Raw genomic sequence first — 19,355 nt, 5'->3', positions numbered from 1 at the left:
ATTCTCAAGCCTGCCCTAGCAATGGGTTTCCACACGTCTTGGGCAGATCAAGAACCCTTCAAAATTACCAGCACGCCCTATGACATCAGCGGCACGAGCGTGTCGCATTCAAGACGCAAACGCCAGTTGGACGAGCGACGGGAGAACGCTTCGTCTGCAACATGATCTCCGCGATGGCTTCTACCTTGTTTCTGGCGGTCAACTGCGCCCCCCTGCAACGCCGCGTGAAAGCGCAGCGACAAATCGAGTGAGGGAACTGGCGACCCGGATACGCAGCGCCAGCCTCCATCGCAAAACGATTCGTCGCTGACCATGGGCCCGGAATAACTTCATCGCGTGAAGCAACACGCCCCCCGTCTCGACAAGTTGATCATCATTGAAAGGCCTCCTGGCCGCCCCAGAAAGGGGGCGGCCAGGGTCTAGAGTTGAGATGCAGCCCTCAACCGACCCTTTCAGGAGAGAGGGTAGCCACGTTTCCTCTCGAAAGCGCGGCCCCCGAAGAACGCAGCATGCGACTTTCATCGCACTGCGCTCGCGCACAGCATTAAGCGTCGCACGGACGCCGGTCTCGAAAGCTGCACGAGCCCTTCGCAAGCATCACATTGTTGATTCGCCTCATCGCCGAGACGAAGGGCGCTGAACCGTAACGATATCGGTCTCTCACAAGCTTCCCTCCAGTGAATCTCTAACATGGACCTGCGACAACTGCACCACGCGGAAGTCTGCACCCTTTCAGGTCGAGGCAAATCTTGAACCCCTATGTGGCCGACTACAGGTCACCATTCGCTTTCTCCGCGTTCTCTTACCCGCTTCTCCGACAGTTTCCCTCGCGAGTCACCTGCTACCGGTCCGATGCCCTGAACTGACAGCGAAGAATCGGGCTTACCACGTTCCCAATCTTGCCGACGCAACTAAGATACCCATGCGCCTGTCCGTTTAGCGTCCGCTTCTCCCCCGGTAGCGCTCGCGACGACGTGCCCCGATTCAGCAGCAAGGCAACCGGCTACCTACCTTTTTGGTTTGAGCCTCCCAGCAGCTTTGGCTCGTCACTTCTTACGAGGGTTGTACAGCGATTCACTTAGGTTACGCCTGCGGAACTTGCCTTGCCCCTACACCGCACGGCTGCTGGCAGTGTCGATTCCTACCGTGTCGCCACGGTGAACCGTCTTCTGAAGGGTACGTTGTCTCCGGAGCTTCGAACCCGATCGTTACCAATCGCGCACGTCCAGATAGGCAACTGCTGGTCGTACAGCAGGTCACAGCTCAGTCGGTGTTTCGACACCGAGTGTGACAAGGCAAGAAAGAGCTTTGCCGTCTACTACGTTCGCCGATTTACGTCCGGCGGACGGCGACACGTGTCGCACGCTGAAATGAAGTATAGCGGCATCGATCTGCACTCGAACAACGCCGTAGTCGCCGTCATTGACGACCAGGACCGGGTGCTGTACTGCAAGCGGCTCACCAATGAGCTCCAACTCATAGTGTCCGCGCTGGGGCCCTATCGGGATGAACTGCAGGGAGTAGTCGTGGAATCAACGTTCAACTGGTACTGGCTTGTCGACGGACTGATGGCCGCCGGTTTTGCCGTACATCTGGCCAATACTGCAGCGATCAGGCAGTACGAGGGCCTGAAGTACTCTGGTGACGAACACGACGCCGTATTCCTTGCCCATATTTTTCGGCTTGGACTACTGCCCGAAGGCTACATTTATCCGTCGCACGAACGCGCGTTGCGCGACCTGGCACGCAAGCGCATGCAGCTTGTCCAGCAACGCACCCTGAACATCCTGAGTATCGAAAGCCTGCTCGCCAGCCAGCTCAATCTACGCATCAATGGAGAACACGTGCAGCGTCTCGACGACGACGCGGTGAGAGCACTCGCGTTGCCGCCGCACGTCGAGCGCGCGTTGATGGCCAACCTTGCCGTGCTCCATACGCTGTGCGCAGAGATTCAGGCGCTTGAGGCCATTCTCCACAAGGAAGTCAAGCTGCGCCCGCAGTTCGACATCCTCAAGAGTGCGCCGGGAATCGGCGACATCCTGGCGGCCACCATCATGCTCGAAACCGGCACCATCGCGCGCTTTGCCAGCGTCGGCCATTTCAGTTCCTATTGCCGCTGCGTGGACAGCAAGCGCATCTCCAACGGCAAGAAAAAGGGCGAAGGCAATGCAGGCAACGGTAACCGTTACCTTGCCTGGGCATTCGTCGAAGCCGCCGCTGGAGCGCTGCGCTGCTGTCCACAGGCCAGACGTTTCTATGATCGCAAAAAGTCAAAGCGCCTGCCCGTCGTGGCCATGAAGGCGCTCGCGCACAAGCTCGCGCGTGCCGCTTATTACATGATGCGGGAGGGCAAACCCTTTGACCTCAACCGATGTTTCGGCTGACCTTGGCGGGGGGTGACGAGCCCGCCGGCTTTGTTGGCATCAAACCAGCAAGTTGATTGGGACACCCCCCCGGCCATCCCCGATGCAGCGTAACGACTGAGACGCCCAGACCATGAGCCCGAGCAAGCCTGGTGCCCACACAGGTAACCATATTGTTGTCTCACCCCATGGACATTGGCCTGGTACCGACGGCTTTCTGGGGCTCCACGTGAGCCAGGGGCGAAGACCAGAACACCGGCACTCGCCTTGAACCCGATGGGTGACTGGTGCGGATCAGTTCCGCAACCAGATGAACGAAATACCGGATGCGTCGCGGCGCTTCGCTTCACGCGGGGTTGGCGAAGGTTTCGCAACAACGCAAGGCCGCGCCTTGTGCGTAGTGCTGTACCGCTTTCCAACGGCCTTTCAACGGGTGACAATGCCCTACAGAAGTATCGGACAGCGAAGGAATGGACGCCGTGCTGCCCGGCTCATTGCCGGTCGATCCGCTCCGGCATCGCCGGGGCGGCCTCATCGGTGCCCGCCTTGCGCGCGAATCCGATCCTCGCAGTGCTCCGGGCCAGCGCCTGACGTCGCCATGCATCCGCCAGCGTGCGTGACGACGATACGAGATCGTCGTCGAGCCGCTCCTCGATCTGCTTCAGGGCGACGTTGGACGCGATCGGCGCAAGTTGCAGCGGCGAGCCGTCCGCGCCGGTTTCGAGAAACACGATGGAGCGTTCCCACACGTGCATGCGCGACCAGAACGTCGCATCGCGCTCGCCGCATCCGATGCGGGTACGAACAGCGTGTGCAGCGGCGTCATCATCTGCACCGTTCGATGCAGGTCGGCCAGCTTGAACCAGAATTCGTGCGTCATGTCGGCCGGATGCATCGGAAACCTGACCAGCGCCATTGCCTGACGCGGCCCGAACGACAGCGACAGCGTCTCGGCCAGCGCGTTAAAGCGGTCGGCACGGGATTGCGGCCAACCCACGTGCCACAACGTGTCGAAGTAACCGGGCTGGATGACGACGGTATCGAGCCCGGCGCTCAGCCTGATTCGCCGTGCCACGAGTTCCTGTGCGAGCACGGTCTGTAACCCGCTGGACGGATCGATGCCGAACGTGATGCAAAGATGCTCCAGACTGGAAATGCCCGCGACGATCCGGGTGCGCAGCCCGGCACCGTGTGCGGCCTCCAGCACGAAGCGCGTCACGAGGTCCGTCACCATCGCACTGCCCGGCTCGATCAGGACCACGGCGCCCGACTCGCGCGCCGCGCCCACCACCCGGGACGCCATCGCGCGGTACATGTCGGGCCGATACTGGCCGACCTGATAGTGACCGGTATCGATGTCGACGACGTCCGCGTCGCCGGCGAGATCAGCCAGCGGGCAACGCCCTCATGACATCCGGCGTGAAACACGACCTCTGCGTGGCGAATCGCCCGACATGCCTCGACGCTCGGATCCTTCGAAAAATCGAGCCCGCCGCCAACGATGGTCACTTCCGCTTCGCTATGCATCTGATGTCTGCTCTTCTCGATCCCAATGGGTGGACGCAATCGGGCGAGACCCGATCCCCCACAGCAGCGCGCATGGAAACTTGCTCGGATACGCGAGGCGGAGCAATTCGTAGCCAATGCCCGCGACACCCTGGAAAAAACCGAGGTTCTCGTTGTCGCTGCCGAACGGCCAGCTAAAGCCTTCCACCGTGCGATCCAGACGAGCAGCGGCGCGTCGGCGCGCCAGCGCGACGAGCGCCGGCCTCCCGAGCGTGACGCCGGCTTCCAATAGCAGATCGAGCCGTCCGAAATTGCCGCAGCACAGGCAGTCGAGCGCGCTCATCGGTTCCGCCACCGTGCGGGCGATTGCCCGCTCCAGGTCTTCGCGCACGGCGCGTGCGGACGCGCCGTGCAGAACCATCCCGAGACGCGCCAGTCCGATCCCGGATGCGCCGTGGCACCATCGGCAGCTCGCGTGTTCGGACTGCGGTCGTTCCTCGGCCTCGAAGCGCAGGTCCGGCCAGTTGCCGGTTGCATCATCGAAGAGCGCGTGCTCGTATGCGACCCATTCCGCAGCGGCGCTCGAGCATGCGCGTCGCGCCGACGCGGCCGCGAGGCGTTGGAGCGCATAAGCGAACCCCGCCGCGCCGTGAGACATCCCCGCGAGTGGACGCGCATGGCCGACGGTATCGTCCGCCGGAGCCGGCCGACAGTGTGCGAGCAGATGCGCACCGCAGGCCATGGCGCGGTCCAATCCGATCGGCCGGCCGGCCTCGTGCAAAGCCAGCAAGCCGAGCATGGCACCCGCCGCCCCGCCGATGACGTCGTATGCGGTATCCGCGCCGATCCACGCGTCACCGATGCATTGCGCGATCTCCTCGGCCCAGTCCAGCAGCATGTCAGAGTCGGCCAAGTGCGCGCCCAGCACGAGCGGATAGATGCAGGACGCCAGGCCTTCGGCTCCGCCGAGAATCCGGTCCCGGTCGGGAAAGCCGGCATGCCGTTCGCGGACGAAACCGTCGCGCAGCGTCGCAAATGCGTTGAGGCCGGTCTGCCTGCAATCGTCGCGTCCGGTCGCGCGAGCAAGGGCCAGCAGGAAGACGGCAATGCCCGCCGTCCCGTCATAGAAGTTCTCGCCTAGCACCTGGATGTGCGGCGCGGCATCGATAGCGGTCGAGGGCAGGCCGATCCATGTCGCACCGCCGTCGCCGATGATGGCCAGCGACAGCAGATGCTCGCCGATGCGGGTAGCACCCTGCACCATTTCCTGAGGACGCCAGGCTCGATCGCTGTCCTCCGGCCACGCGTCGCTGGCGAACCCGGGCGCGACCCCATTGCGCGAGAACGCGAAGCGCAAGAATCGCCGCTGCTGCTCAAGGTGTGCGTCGTCGAATGCATCGAGCCGTGCCACCGCGTGCGCCATCGGCGACAGCACGTCGTCTTTCAGGTAGAAGAATTCGACTTCCTCGCCGCCGACCTCGTGCAATGTCGTGCCGTCGCTTCTCATCCGGAACAGCGGCGTATCGAGGCGCAGCATGGCCGTCTGCTCGCAACGCACGCACGTTATTGCGTTCGCGTCGACCGGATGATGGAACCGCATCAGGAACTCCAACTCGAGGCTGGCGCTCAACCCGTCCACCAGCCGCGTCGGCTGCATCGCACGCCGGCTCAACATCTCATAGAAGCGCGTGTCGCGGAGCACGACCCGCACGCTGGTGTCGCGAAACACGGCGAGCGCGTCGCGGACCGTCTCGCGATGGGCCAGAACGAAGCGCCCCATGGCCACGAGCCCGGCATCGATGTCTCCGAGATGGCCCGAAGGATCGGCAATGGATTCCGCGAGCCTCGGCAGATGCCGCACGGCGTCGATTGCAAGCGGCTTGCGGCCGAGCATCATCGCATCGGTATTTGCATGCAGCCAGCCAGTCACCTTGACCTCCTCGGGAGCCGACCAGCTCAGCCCGCCCACGGTCCATCTCGTACTGCGAAACGTATTCCAGTACGGGAGATAGCCCGATTCGAGCACCGATGCGCTCATGCGCCGCACCGCGGCGGAGATAGCCGGATGCCAAGGTCGGTCGTCGCCATCTCGCCTGCCCCCGGGGCGCAGCAGCGTTTCGAGGTCCACCGGTATTGGATGGCTGCCGCATGCAATGACGTTCTCCTGATGGAAATCGCAACTGCCAAGGATCTGGAACAGCGCGAGAAGCGCGCCTGCGCGCAGGTAGAACACGCGTACTTCGTCGAGCGACGCGCCCGTCCCGGTGCCGATCCGACATGCCGAAGTCCAGGCCGACCACCGCACCGGGCGGGCGACCGCCGAAGAACCGCGCGACAATCACCTGCCGATCATGCTCGAAACGCTGCGCGAGCTCCGTCACATGCTGCTCCCACTGCAGGACGGAGATCGCGAAAAAGCGGGCAAGGACCGGCTTTCGATCGAGCAAGCGAACGAAATGCCCGCTGCGCAGCCACGACAGGAAATCGGTGTAAATTCGGTTCGACGCGGCCGCAGCCTCGTCCGCCGCAAGCTGGCCGTGCGATTGCCGGACCGACCGGAATGCGTCGAACCAGACGTAAAGGCTGTCGGCGAACAGGGCGGACAGGTGCGTGGTCAGCCCGGCGCTCACGTCGTCTCGAACCGGCGCGGCCCAAAGCGAGCCATCCAAATGGCGGGCGATGCGATCCCATATGGCACGGCCCAGCGGACGAAAGAGATCAGCAAACGGGACATTGCCGTCGTCGCGGCCCTCCGATGCCGCGTCGCCCGTACAAACGAGCGCAATCCACGCGGGCAAAGCGATTCGCCCAGTCAGGCAGCGCAGCGCGGCCGGCCTGCCTAGTAGGGCCGAGGCGCAGCACCGCCTGGTGCTCGCTCAACCCGAGCCGTTCGAGATAGGTGTCGAAATGGTGCGCGTGATCCTTCGCGGCCAACCGGCGCCAGGACGCAAAAGCGGTAGCCTCCTTGTCGCCCCCGACGCCACCGGCGTCGGGGGGGCAGGTCAGGCGCTCGCCTAGCCACGCGCTGCGAGCGACCCAATCGCGCAACGTCGATTCCGCGAGTGGAGGAAGAAGCGTGACGACTTGCGCGTCCATCGCGAACCTCTCCGTCAGCCCCGACACCCGCCGCAGGTGTTCTGGCAACTTTCGGTGCTGGTCTGCGTCGTGCGGCCGAATCGCATTTTCGAAGGCGTGCCGGAGGCAGCGGCGCCGATTGCTTGCAGGTCGCAGTTCTCCAGATCCTCGTCCAACGCCAGCGACGGGTCATTCACGGCCGGTGCGGTGTCCGTCGCTTCGACGAGCATCGCTTCCAGCATTTCCGGATCGATCGCATGCACGTCCGCCCCGGCGCCGTTCAGCCGTGCACCTCGCAATGATGAATTGCTGCTTGATGTATGGTCATTCATATCAACTCTCCTCGAAATAATATCCAACAGGTTGACCACGTTCACGCCCATATCGGCGATACGGACACTTATTTCCCTGCGGTTTCGATTTCTTGAACAATGAAATCAACGGTCGATCAGATCGTTTCACCGCTCTTGAGTCGGGCAATATCATGCCCCGGCAATTTAGCTCGATCTAGAGAGTTCATTTCGGATCCAATTGTTTGGACATATAAAATTGTCCATCGCAGAATACGTCGAAAGCGTCCCCAGCAAACCAACTATTGAGAGTTACGTAATTCATGACATCACCAAAGCTCGGCTTGCTTCCAGCAGGCAACGATGATCGATTTGCGCTTCTGGCCGCTCTTGAGCTTGTTTCGAGCGGTGTGCTTCAGTTCGGCCAGGTTATCAGGGCAGAAGTTCGCCAATGCGTGCCGCTTGAGCCAGGCCCAAAGGTATTCGACTGGATTCAGGTCCGGGGCGTAGCCGGGCAGCAGCGCCATCTGGATTGCGCCATCCGTGCTGTCAAGGTACTCGCGCACGACGCGGCTCTTGTGCTGCGCTGCGCCGTCCCACACGATCATCAGCTTGCGCCTGAGTTGCGCGCGCAGCGCTTTGAGGAATTCGATGATTTGCGCGCTTCTGATCGCGCCGTCGTGCAGTCGGAACACGAAGTTGGTACGGGTAAGACCGGCGATGGCCGAAACGTGCTTCCAGTTGAAGTGGTACTGAATGATCGGCGTGCAGCCCTTGGGCGCCCAGGTGCGCACTCGTGTGGGGCGCTCCGAGAGGCCGGATTCGTCAATGAAGACGATCAGTCTTCCTTCGGCGGTACTCTTTTTTTGAGCGCGGGCCAGGTCTTGCGCTTCCCGGTCAGTACCGCGTCCTCGTTGCGCTCGATCGCCCGGCGCTCCGGCTTTTGCGAGCTGAACCCCAAGGCGCCCAGCAACCGCCACACATGTACCTCGCTGAAGGTAACGCCGTACAGTCGCTCGATGAGCACCCGTACGCGCTTGAGCGTCCACAGTTCGGTACCGAATCCGTGTGTCAACGGGCTCTGCAGCAGCGCTGCGCGCAGACCTTCGAGTTGGGCCGCATCCAGTTGCGCCGGCCGCCCCGTGGCCATCACGCGGAGCGCATCGATGCCACCTTCGTCGAGTCGGGCCTTCCATGTGTATGCAGTCTGCCGCGCCACTCCGACCATCTTTGCCGCTTCGGCGGGCGTCTTGCCCGCCAACATCAAGCGACCGGCACGCACCCGCTTGCGCGTAGCGTCGTCCATTTTGGCCATCAACCCCGTCTCCCTTCAACGTGATGACCGTATAACGCACCAGCAGAGAATCGGTTGTCGTGAATTTAGTAAATCTCAATAGGCGATCGGCCTAGCGAATGATGTTAAAGGAACACGGACATGGAGTTGTGGTGTCATGCCTTGCACCTATCCCGTCTCAAAGGAACACCACTGGTACGAGCGCGTTAGTGCCATAAAATGGGCATGTCCTTTTGACTGAGCAGGTCACACGTTTATAAACGCGAGTTTCATGCCAATTCACTCATTTCCGCCCACATTCGCGCCCGTCGGTCAGCCAACGTAATTCTTTTAGTTGGCCTACACTCAAACCCGACAAACGCGACGCTTTCGAGAACCATGGCCCCTCCCGAACAGCCAGCATTTTATGACGAACGTTTGCGGGAACCCGTTTGTTGCGTCATCCGCTACGTGGGGCCGCTCCAATCACTCACTTTCTTGCAGAGGAAAACCTATCCTCCATCTCCGTCCCAAAAGACTGAGCAGAAGACTGCACTAAACGCGTCGAACGGAATGCACTCATGTTCCAACGCGGCGGCAGCATTTTCCGCCACCCCGATTAGCATAGCAATTAGCACACCGTTACACAGCGCCCTCCTCATTTTGAACATGACCGATCCTTTCCAAAAAGTTACCGGGTTTTCAGTCCTGCGACTCGCGCCACTGTCGGCAGGCAACCATGAACCGCGCTTTCACTGCGCGGGACTTGTCTCCAAGCATCTTCCGGGCCATGTGGGCCGCAAACGCCCGGAACCCCAGCACAGACGCTAATGACGCATTGGCGTCACTGTCAAATTGCGTCGCGCACTTGCGGGGGCTATCGAACAATGATGTTGGATTCCCTCCAAATCGCGCCTTGCCGACAAATTCCGGCCATGGGGAAACGCCGGCGGCCACAGGCGTGAAGGCGTTCCTGGTACGTCCGGGACGCTTTCATCCTCGTGACCTGCCCGCAGGGACGAGTGCCGCTGCATCATCAATAAATTTTTTGTTTTTCGTCGTTATTGACATCACTTTCGGGTGCGTCAGCCGGCTGTCGCCAGCATTCTAGTTCAGCAGCAATGCGCTCGCGACTATCGCCCCAAAGTAGTTCACGCACGTTGTCGGGCCATGCTTCGACGTCGCACCCGTGATGATGCAGCAGCGCAAGCGCGAGCCGCTCCATTCCGAATGCGATGCAGGCCGAGTGCGCGACGGCGCCATTCGCGCAACGAAGTTTCCATATCCGACCGAAGTGGTCCATGTGGGCTTTGTCCGGATGGGTACAAGTTCCCGTGCCATGGGCGCGACTATGCATTTTTGACGCAAACCGGTTTGCCGAAGGCGTTCCACCGGTTCAGCAGGTTGGCGATGATTACGCCTTCGCCTTCCTGCGACGCTAGCTCCTGCGTCAGCAGGCGCTCGCCGATGCAGCGCTTGATGCGCGAGATCTGTGCCTCGACCAGCGAGCGCACACCGTAGCCGTATTTCTTGCGAAATGCATAGATGCCTTTGTCCTCGATGTATCTGACGATCTGGTCATGCCGGCGGGTTCGCTCCTCGCCGTGTACGACAGCGTGAGCTGGCGGTGGGATGACGGGCGTCACGCCCGCGCCTGAAAGCGCTTCGGCACGCTCGATGCTGTAGTACGCGCCATCGGCAATCACCCGATCCATCGGCACATCAGCGGGCAGCACGGCGTCCATTCCTTCGCTGTCCGATACTTCTGTAGGGCATTGTCACCCGTTGAAAGGCCGTTGGAAAGCGGTACAGCACTACGCACAAGGCGCGGCCTTGCGTTGTTGCGAAACCTTCGCCAACCCCGCGTGAAGTGAAGCGCCGCGACGCATCCGGTATTTCGTTCACCTGGTTGCGGAACTGATCCGCACCAGTCACCCATCGGGTTCAAGGCGAGTGCCGGTGTTCTGGTCTTCGCCCCTGGCTCACGTGGAGCCCCAGAAAGCCGTCGGTACCAGGCCAATGTCCATGGGGTGAGACAACAATATGGTTACCTGTGTGGGCACCAGGCTTGCTCGGGCTCATGGTCTGGGCGTCTCAGTCGTTACGCTGCATCGGGGATGGCCGGGGGGGTGTCCCAATCAACTTGCTGGTTTGATGCCAACAAAGCCGGCGGGCTCGTCACCCCCCGCCAAGGTCATGTAATAAGCGGCACGCGCGAGCTTGTGCGCGAGCGCCTTCATGGCCACGACGGGCAGGCGCTTTGACTTTTTGCGATCATAGAAACGTCTGGCCTGTGGACAGCAGCGCAACGCTCCAGCGGCGGCTTCGACGAATGCCCAGGCAAGGTAACGGTTACCGTTGCCTGCATTGCCTTCGCCCTTTTTCTTGCCGTTGGAGATGCGCTTGCTGTCCACGCAGCGGCAATAGGAACTGAAATGGCCGACGCTGGCAAAGCGCGCGATGGTGCCGGTTTCGAGCATGATGGTGGCCGCCAGGATGTCGCCGATTCCCGGCGCACTCTTGAGGATGTCGAACTGCGGGCGCAGCTTGACTTCCTTGTGGAGAATGGCCTCAAGCGCCTGAATCTCTGCGCACAGCGTATGGAGCACGGCAAGGTTGGCCATCAACGCGCGCTCGACGTGCGGCGGCAACGCGAGTGCTCTCACCGCGTCGTCGTCGAGACGCTGCACGTGTTCTCCATTGATGCGTAGATTGAGCTGGCTGGCGAGCAGGCTTTCGATACTCAGGATGTTCAGGGTGCGTTGCTGGACAAGCTGCATGCGCTTGCGTGCCAGGTCGCGCAACGCGCGTTCGTGCGACGGATAAATGTAGCCTTCGGGCAGTAGTCCAAGCCGAAAAATATGGGCAAGGAATACGGCGTCGTGTTCGTCACCAGAGTACTTCAGGCCCTCGTACTGCCTGATCGCTGCAGTATTGGCCAGATGTACGGCAAAACCGGCGGCCATCAGTCCGTCGACAAGCCAGTACCAGTTGAACGTTGATTCCACGACTACTCCCTGCAGTTCATCCCGATAGGGCCCCAGCGCGGACACTATGAGTTGGAGCTCATTGGTGAGCCGCTTGCAGTACAGCACCCGGTCCTGGTCGTCAATGACGGCGACTACGGCGTTGTTCGAGTGCAGATCGATGCCGCTATACTTCATTTCAGCGTGCGACACGTGTCGCCGTCCGCCGGACGTAAATCGGCGAACGTAGTAGACGGCAAAGCTCTTTCTTGCCTTGTCACACTCGGTGTCGAAACACCGACTGAGCTGTGACCTGCTGTACGACCAGCAGTTGCCTATCTGGACGTGCGCGATTGGTAACGATCGGGTTCGAAGCTCCGGAGACAACGTACCCTTCAGAAGACGGTTCACCGTGGCGACACGGTAGGAATCGACACTGCCAGCAGCCGTGCGGTGTAGGGGCAAGGCAAGTTCCGCAGGCGTAACCTAAGTGAATCGCTGTACAACCCTCGTAAGAAGTGACGAGCCAAAGCTGCTGGGAGGCTCAAACCAAAAAGGTAGGTAGCCGGTTGCCTTGCTGCTGAATCGGGGCACGTCGTCGCGAGCGCTACCGGGGGAGAAGCGGACGCTAAACGGACAGGCGCATGGGTATCTTAGTTGCGTCGGCAAGATTGGGAACGTGGTAAGCCCGATTCTTCGCTGTCAGTTCAGGGCATCGGACCGGTAGCAGGTGACTCGCGAGGGAAACTGTCGGAGAAGCGGGTAAGAGAACGCGGAGAAAGCGAATGGTGACCTGTAGTCGGCCACATAGGGGTTCAAGATTTGCCTCGACCTGAAAGGGTGCAGACTTCCGCGTGGTGCAGTTGTCGCAGGTCCATGTTAGAGATTCACTGGAGGGAAGCTTGTGAGAGACCGATATCGTTACGGTTCAGCGCCCTTCGTCTCGGCGATGAGGCGAATCAACAATGTGATGCTTGCGAAGGGCTCGTGCAGCTTTCGAGACCGGCGTCCGTGCGACGCTTATTGAGAGTTACGTAATTCATGACATCACCAAAGCTCGGCTTGCTTCCAGCAGGCAACGATGATCGATTTGCGCTTCTGGCCGCTCTTGAGCTTGTTTCGAGCGGTGTGCTTCAGTTCGGCCAGGTTATCAGGGCAGAAGTTCGCCAATGCGTGCCGCTTGAGCCAGGCCCAAAGGTATTCGACTGGATTCAGGTCCGGGGCGTAGCCGGGCAGCAGCGCCATCTGGATTGCGCCATCCGTGCTGTCAAGGTACTCGCGCACGACGCGGCTCTTGTGCTGCGCTGCGCCGTCCCACACGATCATCAGCTTGCGCCTGAGTTGCGCGCGCAGCGCTTTGAGGAATTCGATGATTTGCGCGCTTCTGATCGCGCCGTCGTGCAGTCGGAACACGAAGTTGGTACGGGTAAGACCGGCGATGGCCGAAACGTGCTTCCAGTTGAAGTGGTACTGAATGATCGGCGTGCAGCCCTTGGGCGCCCAGGTGCGCACTCGTGTGGGGCGCTCCGAGAGGCCGGATTCGTCAATGAAGACGATCAGTCTTCCTTCGGCGGTACTCTTTTTTTGAGCGCGGGCCAGGTCTTGCGCTTCCCGGTCAGTACCGCGTCCTCGTTGCGCTCGATCGCCCGGCGCTCCGGCTTTTGCGAGCTGAACCCCAAGGCGCCCAGCAACCGCCACACATGTACCTCGCTGAAGGTAACGCCGTACAGTCGCTCGATGAGCACCCGTACGCGCTTGAGCGTCCACAGTTCGGTACCGAATCCGTGTGTCAACGGGCTCTGCAGCAGCGCTGCGCGCAGACCTTCGAGTTGGGCCGCATCCAGTTGCGCCGGCCGCCCCGTGGCCATCACGCGGAGCGCATCGATGCCACCTTCGTCGAGTCGGGCCTTCCATGTGTATGCAGTCTGCCGCGCCACTCCGACCATCTTTGCCGCTTCGGCGGGCGTCTTGCCCGCCAACATCAAGCGACCGGCACGCACCCGCTTGCGCGTAGCGTCGTCCATTTTGGCCATCAACCCCGTCTCCCTTCAACGTGATGACCGTATAACGCACCAGCAGAGAATCGGTTGTCGTGAATTTAGTAAATCTCAATAATGCTGTGCGCGAGCGCAGTGCGATGAAAGTCGCATGCTGCGTTCTTCGGGGGCCGCGCTTTCGAGAGGAAACGTGGCTACCCTCTCCCCTGAAAGGGTCGGTTGAGGGCTGCATCTCAACTCTAGACCCTGGCCGCCCCCTTTCTGGGGCGGCCAGGAGGCCTTTCAATGATGATCAACTTGTCGGCAGTGGCTCGGACTACGGCGAAGAGCCAATCGCTCAGGAGACAGTCGACGGATTTTGAGCGATGCCGGTGAATTCGCGCCACGCAGCGAATCGGGATGCGAGTTGTTTGCGATAGAGCGAAGCACGTAGCAGGTGTCGCTTGAGCGCGAAGTGCTGCCGGATCAGGCCGAAGCTGGAGAGAAAAGCCTGCGTGCGCTTCGGGTCACGAAATCCGCGCATGCGCCGCTCACGTTCACGCGTAGGCTGATGACTATTCTCTGCCCGGTTGTTCACCCGGGCCGCAGCCTTGACGAACACATGCTTGACGTTCGCCAGTTCGGGGATGTCGGCCTTGGCTGCCGGGTAGCTGCGAAGCTGATCGGTGACAATCCTTCCTGGCGCGTCGGCACAGGCGGCCAGCACGCGGTTGAAGAAGCGCTTTGCTGCGGCCTTGTCGCGACGTTTCTGCAGCAGGATGTCGAGTTCGGCGCCGTGCTGGTCGACTGCCCGCCAGAGCAGATAAGGCTCACCGCGCAACGTAACGAAGACTTCGTCAAGATGCCATGTGCGGCCAGGTTTGCGGCGAGCAGCGGATCGTCTCGTAACTGACAACGACACCGCGCTCGAACAGCAGTTCTTCAATATCACGCAGGCCAAGTTGGAACCGCAACTACCACCGAACCGCGAGACTAATGATTGCCGCCGGGAACCGGTGGCCATGATAAAGCGATTTTCTTTTCTTCATCGTGACATCTTACGTGACTACCTCGCCAACGTGACAGTGCCGAACTGCTGGCCGAGACGATCGAAGCGGCGAAGCGTGCGGGCGTGATCAAGGCCGCAAGCGCGAAGCGCGTAATCGTTGACACGACGGTCATGCAAAAGGCGGTCGCCCATCCAACCGATTCGCGTCTGCTCGAACGGTGTCGCGAACATCTGGTGAAGGCTGCGGCACGGCACGGGTTGAAGCTGCGGCAGAACTACAACCGCGAGGCGCCGCACGTGGCACTTCAGATTGGCCGCTACGCCCATGCGAAGCAGTTCAAGCGCATGAAGAAGGCGCTGCGCACGTTGCGCTCGCGCCTTGGGCGGGTGATGCGTGATGTCGAGCGTCAGTTCGATTCAGTCGCCGACACCGGGCGCATCGCGCTGCAGGAATTGATCAGCCGCACGAGGCGGATCCTGTCTCAGAAGCAGAAGGACAAAAACAAGCGGTACGCACTGCATGCGCCAGAAGTTGATTGTTTGGCGAAAGGCAAAGCCCGCACGCCCTACGAATTCGGTGTGAAAGTGTCGATCACGACGACACACAAGGAAGGGTTTGTGGTTGGCGCCCGCTCGATGCCCGGTAACCCATACGACGGTCACACGCTGGCTGAAGCGTTGGAGCAAGCGGCGATCATGAGCGATGTGAAGCCCGACGTCGCCATTGTGGATCGCGGTTACAAGGGTGTCGCTGTCGAGGGAGTGAAGATCTACCACCCGGGATTGCGACGCGGAATCACGAGGGGCCTGCGCGCGATGATCCAAAGGCGAAGCGCGATCGAGCCTGCCATTGGTCACATGAAGGCCGACGGCAAACTCGACCGGAACTGGCTCAAAGGCGCACTCGGCGATGCAATACACGCAGTGCTGTGCGGCGCTGGCCACAACCTGAGGATGATCCTCAGAAAGCTGAGGCTTTTTTACGCCCTTGTTCTGATCGCCTGGCTTAGCCGATCAATCACCGTCGACTTCCAGGCTTGAGGGCAAGCGCCGACCAAACGAATTATTCAGACCCGACTCATGAGCAGCGGAAACCCGACTGGATTGAACATCGGCGAGTCCGTCTGGCTTGTACCCGGCTCCAAGACGACGCTCTACAGCTCGGTTCCTGTCAACGTCGATGTGCTGCTACCGGTTGTGCAAACCCTGGCGTCGTCGACAGAAGCAATTGTCGGTTTCGCCGCCTTCCATATCGATGCGTCGGTCGGCGGCAGCGGTAAATATGAGAGGTGGCCTCGCTCGTTCGGACAGTTTTCTGAGATTTATAAGTGGAACGTCCGAGGCAATCATGCTGCCGATTTGATCGCAGGCAGCGTCGCGAAGTATGCCTCATCCGGTGTGCGGTCCGCCAGGCTCGAATGAGGCCGTTTCCGGTTGTACAGCTCGATGTATTCGCCGATGGAGCGCCGGGCATGGCTGACCGACTCATACGCTCTCAGGTAGACCTCTTCGTACTTGATGCTGCGCCACACGCGCTCGACGAACACGTTGTCTCGCCAGCCTCCCTTTCCGTCCATCGACAGCCGCACGCCCCGGCCGAGCACGGCCTCGGTGAACGCGCCCGCCGTGAACTGGCTGCCCTGATCGGTGTTCACGATGTCCGGCAGCCCGTAGCGGGCGAACGCTTCTTCCAGCACCTCGACGGCGTGCGTGGCTTCCAGCGTGATGGCGACCCGATGCGCGAGAACCTTGCGGCTGGCCCAATCCACCACTGCCGTCAGATACACGAAGCCACGCGCAATCGGAATGTACGTCGTGTCGAGAGCGAACACCTGGTTGGCGCGCTCGATCTTCATGCCGCGCAGCAAGTACGGCCAGACCTTGTGCTGCGCATTGCGCCGGCTCGTGCTCGGCTTGCAGTACAGCGCTTCCACGCCCATGCGTTTCATCAGCGTGCGCACGCGACGGCGACCCACTTCATGGCCTTCCCGGCGCAGCAGGCGCGCCAGCATCCGTGCTCCGGCAAACGGAAACTCCATGTGCAGTTCGTCGATGCGGCGCATCAGCCTTGGTCGGCGTCGCTCATGGGTTGCGCCTGGTAATACGCGCTCGATCTTGCGATACCGACAAGCCGGACTTGCTGCGAGATCGGCAACGAGTGGCTACGGTCAATCATCGCTTTGCGCTCAGCAATCCCGTCTTGGTGAGCGCGCCGCTTAAAAAATCATTCTCCAGGGTGAGCTGTCCGATCTTGGCGTGCAGCGTCGTCACGTCTACCGGCGGTTCATTCGATGCGGCACCAGCCGATCCAAATACGTCGGCCGCGCGCTCCTGCAACTGCCGTTTCCATTCCGTGATCTGGTTCGGATGCACGTCGAACTACTGCGCCAGTTCGGCCAGTGTGCGCTCGCCCTTGACTGCGGCCAGCGCCACTTTCGCTTTGAACGCCGCTGAGTGTGTGCGTCGGGTTCTCTTCGTCATGTCCTCGGTTCCTTTGCCTGCATTATCGCTGGCTCAGGCCCCGGTCAATCCACTGATGCGGCTGTCCGAATTTGCGCGGCCACCTCTATATTCAGGGTCATCTGACAACGAATCTCAAAGTGACCGGAGGCTCTGGACAGGGTGGCCCTTACTACGGGGCGTATGTTCCACCGCGTCTCGCGCAGTGATACTCATGAACCAACGCTACATTCACGATCCATGAATAAGGTCCTCACGCGCGTACAACTTACGGCAGAAATCGTTTTGCGAGCGCTTACCGTGCCGCTGCTAGGGCTATTCGTCGCCGCGACCATTCATCAATACGTGAGAGATCCATCACGGATCACGCTGCTGGTGTTCGCGTTTGCCGAAGTGCTGACCGTCGTGCTGGCCGTGTTTGCCCGCGTTCCGAGCAAGCGTGCCTCAAGCTGGTTCCTGAATGGCTGGCGGCAGTCATACAGGTCGCCGGGGTTCTGGTGCAGATCCATGCAAAGTGGTCGCTAGGGCGTTCGTTCGGTCTTTTGCCGGCCAATCGTGGTGTCGTCATGGCTGGACCGTATCGGGTCGTCCGCCATCCGCTGTACCTAGGCTATCTGGTCACGGACATCGGTTTTCTCGCGGCCAACTTCGGCATGCACAATCTCATCGTCATTGTGGCGCAATGGACGCTGCAAGTCGTTCGGATCGTCATGGAGGAGCAATTGCTTTCGCACGACGCCGCTTACCGCGAGTACACGAGGCGCGTGCATTACCGGCTGATCTACGGCGTGTTTTGACCAGCTTGCGCCGCGTCTCGCGACCGGCTCGATCCTCCGGATCGGTCCGACCGGGGCGATCATAGGATGACGGAACAGGCAGTTAGCCGCGAGTTAGCCGCGCCTGATGCTTACCGAGGCGTGGACTGGTCGTGCCCTGAGTATCGGAGGCACGGCACAATAGGCAGGTTTTGCTTCTGCACGTGGCGTGACTGCACAATACGCAGGTTTTGCTTCGGGACGGTCAGCGCGAACTGCACAAGTGCTCAACGGGTTCCCGATGCGGACCTGCCCTTGCTGCGACAGGCCAGACTGGCGATCTCCCGGTTCCCAACAAGGAGCGTGCGTGCCAGGGTCTTCGACCACGTCGAGCCGAACGGAGTGCTCGCAATATCGCGCTCCGTCGTGTTGCCTTCCGCCTTGTCAACAGCGTCGGCACTCAGAATAAGTAAACTATCGCGGCTCAATGGCTGGCCCGCACGTACCCCTGTCAACGATATCGTCGCCGTTATCCCCTCCTTCTGCCAGACGGCGGTGTGGCGAAGCTCAGCGGAAGGTCGGTCGCGCTCGACGGTTAGTTGCGTTGTGAACGCCGGGACGCCTTGAGTACGCACGGGCTGCGGCGCTATGGCGTATGGCCGAAACGGAAAAACCGACGAACGTCGCGGCTGGGGGTTGTCCCTGATGAGCCGCTCGCCTGCGGCGACAGCCTGCAGCGGAAAGAGCCCCCCTTGCGGTGCACTCATGAGCGGCGCGCGGTGGGTGCGTCGCGATCGCACGGTCTGTCGCTCAAAATAGCCGAAAGGCTGTTGCGGGTCACGCCGTCAACAACAGTCGGAAACGGTCGTCATCCGTCTGAGTGCCACTCCCGTAAGTTCGTCGGCCGGTGGCCGTACCTACGCCGATTGCAAACTTCCGTCGACGGGACCCAGTCTGGACGTAATGCGGGTCGTTCAGACGCACCGTGCTCCCTGAATTCAGAAATTCGAACCTTGATCGGGCGCCGTTTGGCATAGAGGAATACGCGCAGCTGACGAAAAAAAGCGTCAGCCTGACAGAGCCGACGCGCAAAAGGGGAACCGGCGATCAGCGGGTTCGCGCTCATTTCATCCCGCAAACAAGTTTTAAACAAATGCTACATCCATCGCCAGTCGGGGCGAAGATCGTGCTTGCGGCAGAACCTCGACTACGGGCGCCGTAGTTTTTGTGTCACGCAACCTGACTGGTCCTGTGCATCACGTGCCCGAACCATCATTTTGGATTCAAACGCCCCCTATCCATAAACGCGTTCGCTGACTGTAAATGATGTCCCTTCGACGAGGTAAAGCCTATGTGCGTGCGCAAGGAGGGGGACCTGCGCATGCCTCAGGTCGCATTCTTGACGTAAGTCCGGATGCTTCAGACCGGCAACCGATGAGGCCTGAGGTGTTTCACCACCTGTCCCACAAAGAGCGCGCGGTCCTTGGCGGGACGTACACTTTATGCGAACTGATGTTGCGCTCCAGATCGGGGGCGCCTACTATTATCAGACAAACTGAGTTGTCGTTTACCCTTCTGAACGATCGTGCGGAGGGTGACACCTTAAGATGAATTCCCGGGCGCGCAGCCGGCATCCGGGTAGCGTGACACATGCGCACAGGCACCTTTCGCGGGTCGCGTCA

General features: G+C 60.8%; 15 protein-coding genes and 3 pseudogenes. 5 read left to right on the top strand and 13 right to left on the bottom strand.

Translation table 11 applies throughout. From position 1 onward, the window contains the following. Nucleotides 1-1,370 precede the first annotated feature (1,370 nt). The gene (locus QFZ91_RS23705) at nt 1,371-2,384 is read left to right on the top strand and encodes an IS110 family transposase (protein ID WP_429569124.1); all 1,014 of its coding nucleotides are present in this window, start codon (nt 1,371-1,373) and stop codon (nt 2,382-2,384) included. Between the two features lie 470 nt (nt 2,385-2,854). On the opposite strand, the gene QFZ91_RS23700 is transcribed toward QFZ91_RS23705, so the two are convergent. The 4 genes and pseudogenes from QFZ91_RS23700 to QFZ91_RS23685 all read right to left on the bottom strand — a co-directional run. After that, the gene (locus QFZ91_RS23700; RefSeq protein ID WP_429568705.1) at nt 2,855-3,094 is read right to left on the bottom strand and encodes a hypothetical protein; all 240 of its coding nucleotides are present in this window, start codon (nt 3,092-3,094) and stop codon (nt 2,855-2,857) included. Beyond that, nucleotides 3,025-3,678 (bottom strand): hypothetical protein, encoded by a 654-nt coding sequence (locus QFZ91_RS23695; protein ID WP_429568704.1) that lies wholly within the window; start codon nt 3,676-3,678, stop codon nt 3,025-3,027. Before QFZ91_RS23695 ends, QFZ91_RS23700 begins: the two co-directional genes overlap by 70 nt. Nucleotides 3,679-3,882: 204 nt before the next feature. Next, nucleotides 3,883-6,174 carry a type 2 lanthipeptide synthetase LanM gene (lanM, locus tag QFZ91_RS23690; RefSeq protein WP_429569123.1) on the bottom strand — a complete coding sequence of 764 codons (2,292 nt, stop codon included), beginning with the start codon at nt 6,172-6,174 and terminating at the stop codon, nt 3,883-3,885. Between the two features lie 9 nt (nt 6,175-6,183). Beyond that, nucleotides 6,184-6,250: pseudogene (locus QFZ91_RS23685) on the bottom strand (hypothetical protein); the annotation flags it as partial. Here QFZ91_RS23685 and QFZ91_RS23680 point away from each other — a divergent pair. Next, nucleotides 6,221-6,712 carry a hypothetical protein gene (locus QFZ91_RS23680; RefSeq protein WP_429568703.1) on the top strand — a complete coding sequence of 164 codons (492 nt, stop codon included), beginning with the start codon at nt 6,221-6,223 and terminating at the stop codon, nt 6,710-6,712. The pseudogene QFZ91_RS23685 and the gene QFZ91_RS23680 sit on opposite strands and share 30 nt — an antisense overlap. A 267-nt stretch (nt 6,713-6,979) precedes the next feature. Here the strand turns inward: QFZ91_RS23680 and QFZ91_RS23675 are convergent, their stop codons facing one another. From QFZ91_RS23675 to QFZ91_RS23645, 7 genes and pseudogenes are all read right to left on the bottom strand, one after another. Continuing rightward, complete coding sequence (locus QFZ91_RS23675) at nt 6,980-7,321, bottom strand: hypothetical protein (RefSeq protein WP_429568702.1); 342 nt, start codon at nt 7,319-7,321, stop codon at nt 6,980-6,982. 242 nt (nt 7,322-7,563) lie between these two features. Then, nucleotides 7,564-8,549 (bottom strand): IS630 family transposase gene (locus tag QFZ91_RS23670; RefSeq protein WP_429568700.1). Its coding sequence is split into 2 segments (ribosomal slippage): nt 7,564-8,090 and nt 8,090-8,549, totalling 987 coding nucleotides; the frame shifts between segments, so codons are not numbered across the junction. A 994-nt stretch (nt 8,550-9,543) separates the two neighbouring features. After that, complete coding sequence (locus tag QFZ91_RS23665) at nt 9,544-9,810, bottom strand: hypothetical protein (protein WP_429537879.1); 267 nt, start codon at nt 9,808-9,810, stop codon at nt 9,544-9,546. Nucleotides 9,811-9,856: 46 nt separating this feature from the next. Further along, on the bottom strand, nt 9,857-10,243 hold the full coding sequence (locus QFZ91_RS23660; protein ID WP_429568701.1) for a transposase: 387 nt from the start codon (nt 10,241-10,243) through the stop codon (nt 9,857-9,859). Nucleotides 10,244-10,645: 402 nt separating this feature from the next. After that, nucleotides 10,646-11,671: an IS110 family transposase gene (locus tag QFZ91_RS23655; RefSeq protein WP_429569122.1), complete on the bottom strand. Its 1,026-nt coding sequence runs from the start codon at nt 11,669-11,671 to the stop codon at nt 10,646-10,648. An 849-nt stretch (nt 11,672-12,520) separates the two neighbouring features. Continuing rightward, nucleotides 12,521-13,506 (bottom strand): IS630 family transposase gene (locus tag QFZ91_RS23650; protein ID WP_429568700.1). Its coding sequence is split into 2 segments (ribosomal slippage): nt 12,521-13,047 and nt 13,047-13,506, totalling 987 coding nucleotides; the frame shifts between segments, so codons are not numbered across the junction. A 301-nt stretch (nt 13,507-13,807) separates the two neighbouring features. After that, a pseudogene (locus QFZ91_RS23645) lies at nt 13,808-14,498 on the bottom strand (IS6 family transposase). 41 nt (nt 14,499-14,539) lie between these two features. Between QFZ91_RS23645 and QFZ91_RS23640 the strand changes: the two are divergent. Further along, a pseudogene (locus QFZ91_RS23640) lies at nt 14,540-15,499 on the top strand (IS5 family transposase); the annotation flags it as partial. Nucleotides 15,500-15,804: 305 nt separating this feature from the next. On the opposite strand, the gene QFZ91_RS23635 reads toward QFZ91_RS23640, so the two are convergent. Then, nucleotides 15,805-16,572, bottom strand: coding sequence for an IS3 family transposase (locus QFZ91_RS23635; protein WP_429569121.1), 768 nt, complete (start codon nt 16,570-16,572; stop codon nt 15,805-15,807). 58 nt (nt 16,573-16,630) lie between these two features. After that, nucleotides 16,631-16,831, bottom strand: a complete 201-nt coding sequence (locus tag QFZ91_RS23630; RefSeq protein ID WP_429568699.1) for a transposase — start codon at nt 16,829-16,831, stop codon at nt 16,631-16,633. Nucleotides 16,832-17,158: 327 nt separating this feature from the next. Here QFZ91_RS23630 and QFZ91_RS23625 point away from each other — a divergent pair, with 327 nt between their 5' ends. Both QFZ91_RS23625 and QFZ91_RS23620 read left to right on the top strand, forming a co-directional pair. Beyond that, the gene (locus QFZ91_RS23625) at nt 17,159-17,443 is read left to right on the top strand and encodes a hypothetical protein (RefSeq protein ID WP_429524042.1); all 285 of its coding nucleotides are present in this window, start codon (nt 17,159-17,161) and stop codon (nt 17,441-17,443) included. Beyond that, on the top strand, nt 17,416-17,715 hold the full coding sequence (locus tag QFZ91_RS23620; RefSeq protein WP_429568698.1) for a methyltransferase family protein: 300 nt from the start codon (nt 17,416-17,418) through the stop codon (nt 17,713-17,715). The genes QFZ91_RS23625 and QFZ91_RS23620 overlap by 28 nt, the downstream gene beginning before the upstream one ends. The last annotated feature ends 1,640 nt before the right edge of the window (nt 17,716-19,355 follow it).

It is taken from the genome of Paraburkholderia sp. JPY419 (assembly GCF_050435705.1).
GTDB classification, from domain to species: domain Bacteria; phylum Pseudomonadota; class Gammaproteobacteria; order Burkholderiales; family Burkholderiaceae; genus Paraburkholderia; species Paraburkholderia youngii.
This window is presented reverse-complemented; position numbering and strand designations above follow the sequence as displayed.

Coding starts and splice junctions, on each gene's coding strand:
- QFZ91_RS23705 (WP_429569124.1), top strand. CDS start 1,371: ATGAAGTATAGCGGCATCGATCTGCACTCGAACAACGCCGTAGTCGCC.
- QFZ91_RS23695 (WP_429568704.1), bottom strand. CDS start 3,678: ATGTACCGCGCGATGGCGTCCCGGGTGGTGGGCGCGGCGCGCGAGTCG.
- QFZ91_RS23680 (WP_429568703.1), top strand. CDS start 6,221: ATGCTCGAAACGCTGCGCGAGCTCCGTCACATGCTGCTCCCACTGCAG.
- QFZ91_RS23665 (WP_429537879.1), bottom strand. CDS start 9,810: ATGGACCACTTCGGTCGGATATGGAAACTTCGTTGCGCGAATGGCGCC.
- QFZ91_RS23655 (WP_429569122.1), bottom strand. CDS start 11,671: ATGAAGTATAGCGGCATCGATCTGCACTCGAACAACGCCGTAGTCGCC.
- QFZ91_RS23625 (WP_429524042.1), top strand. CDS start 17,159: ATGAATAAGGTCCTCACGCGCGTACAACTTACGGCAGAAATCGTTTTG.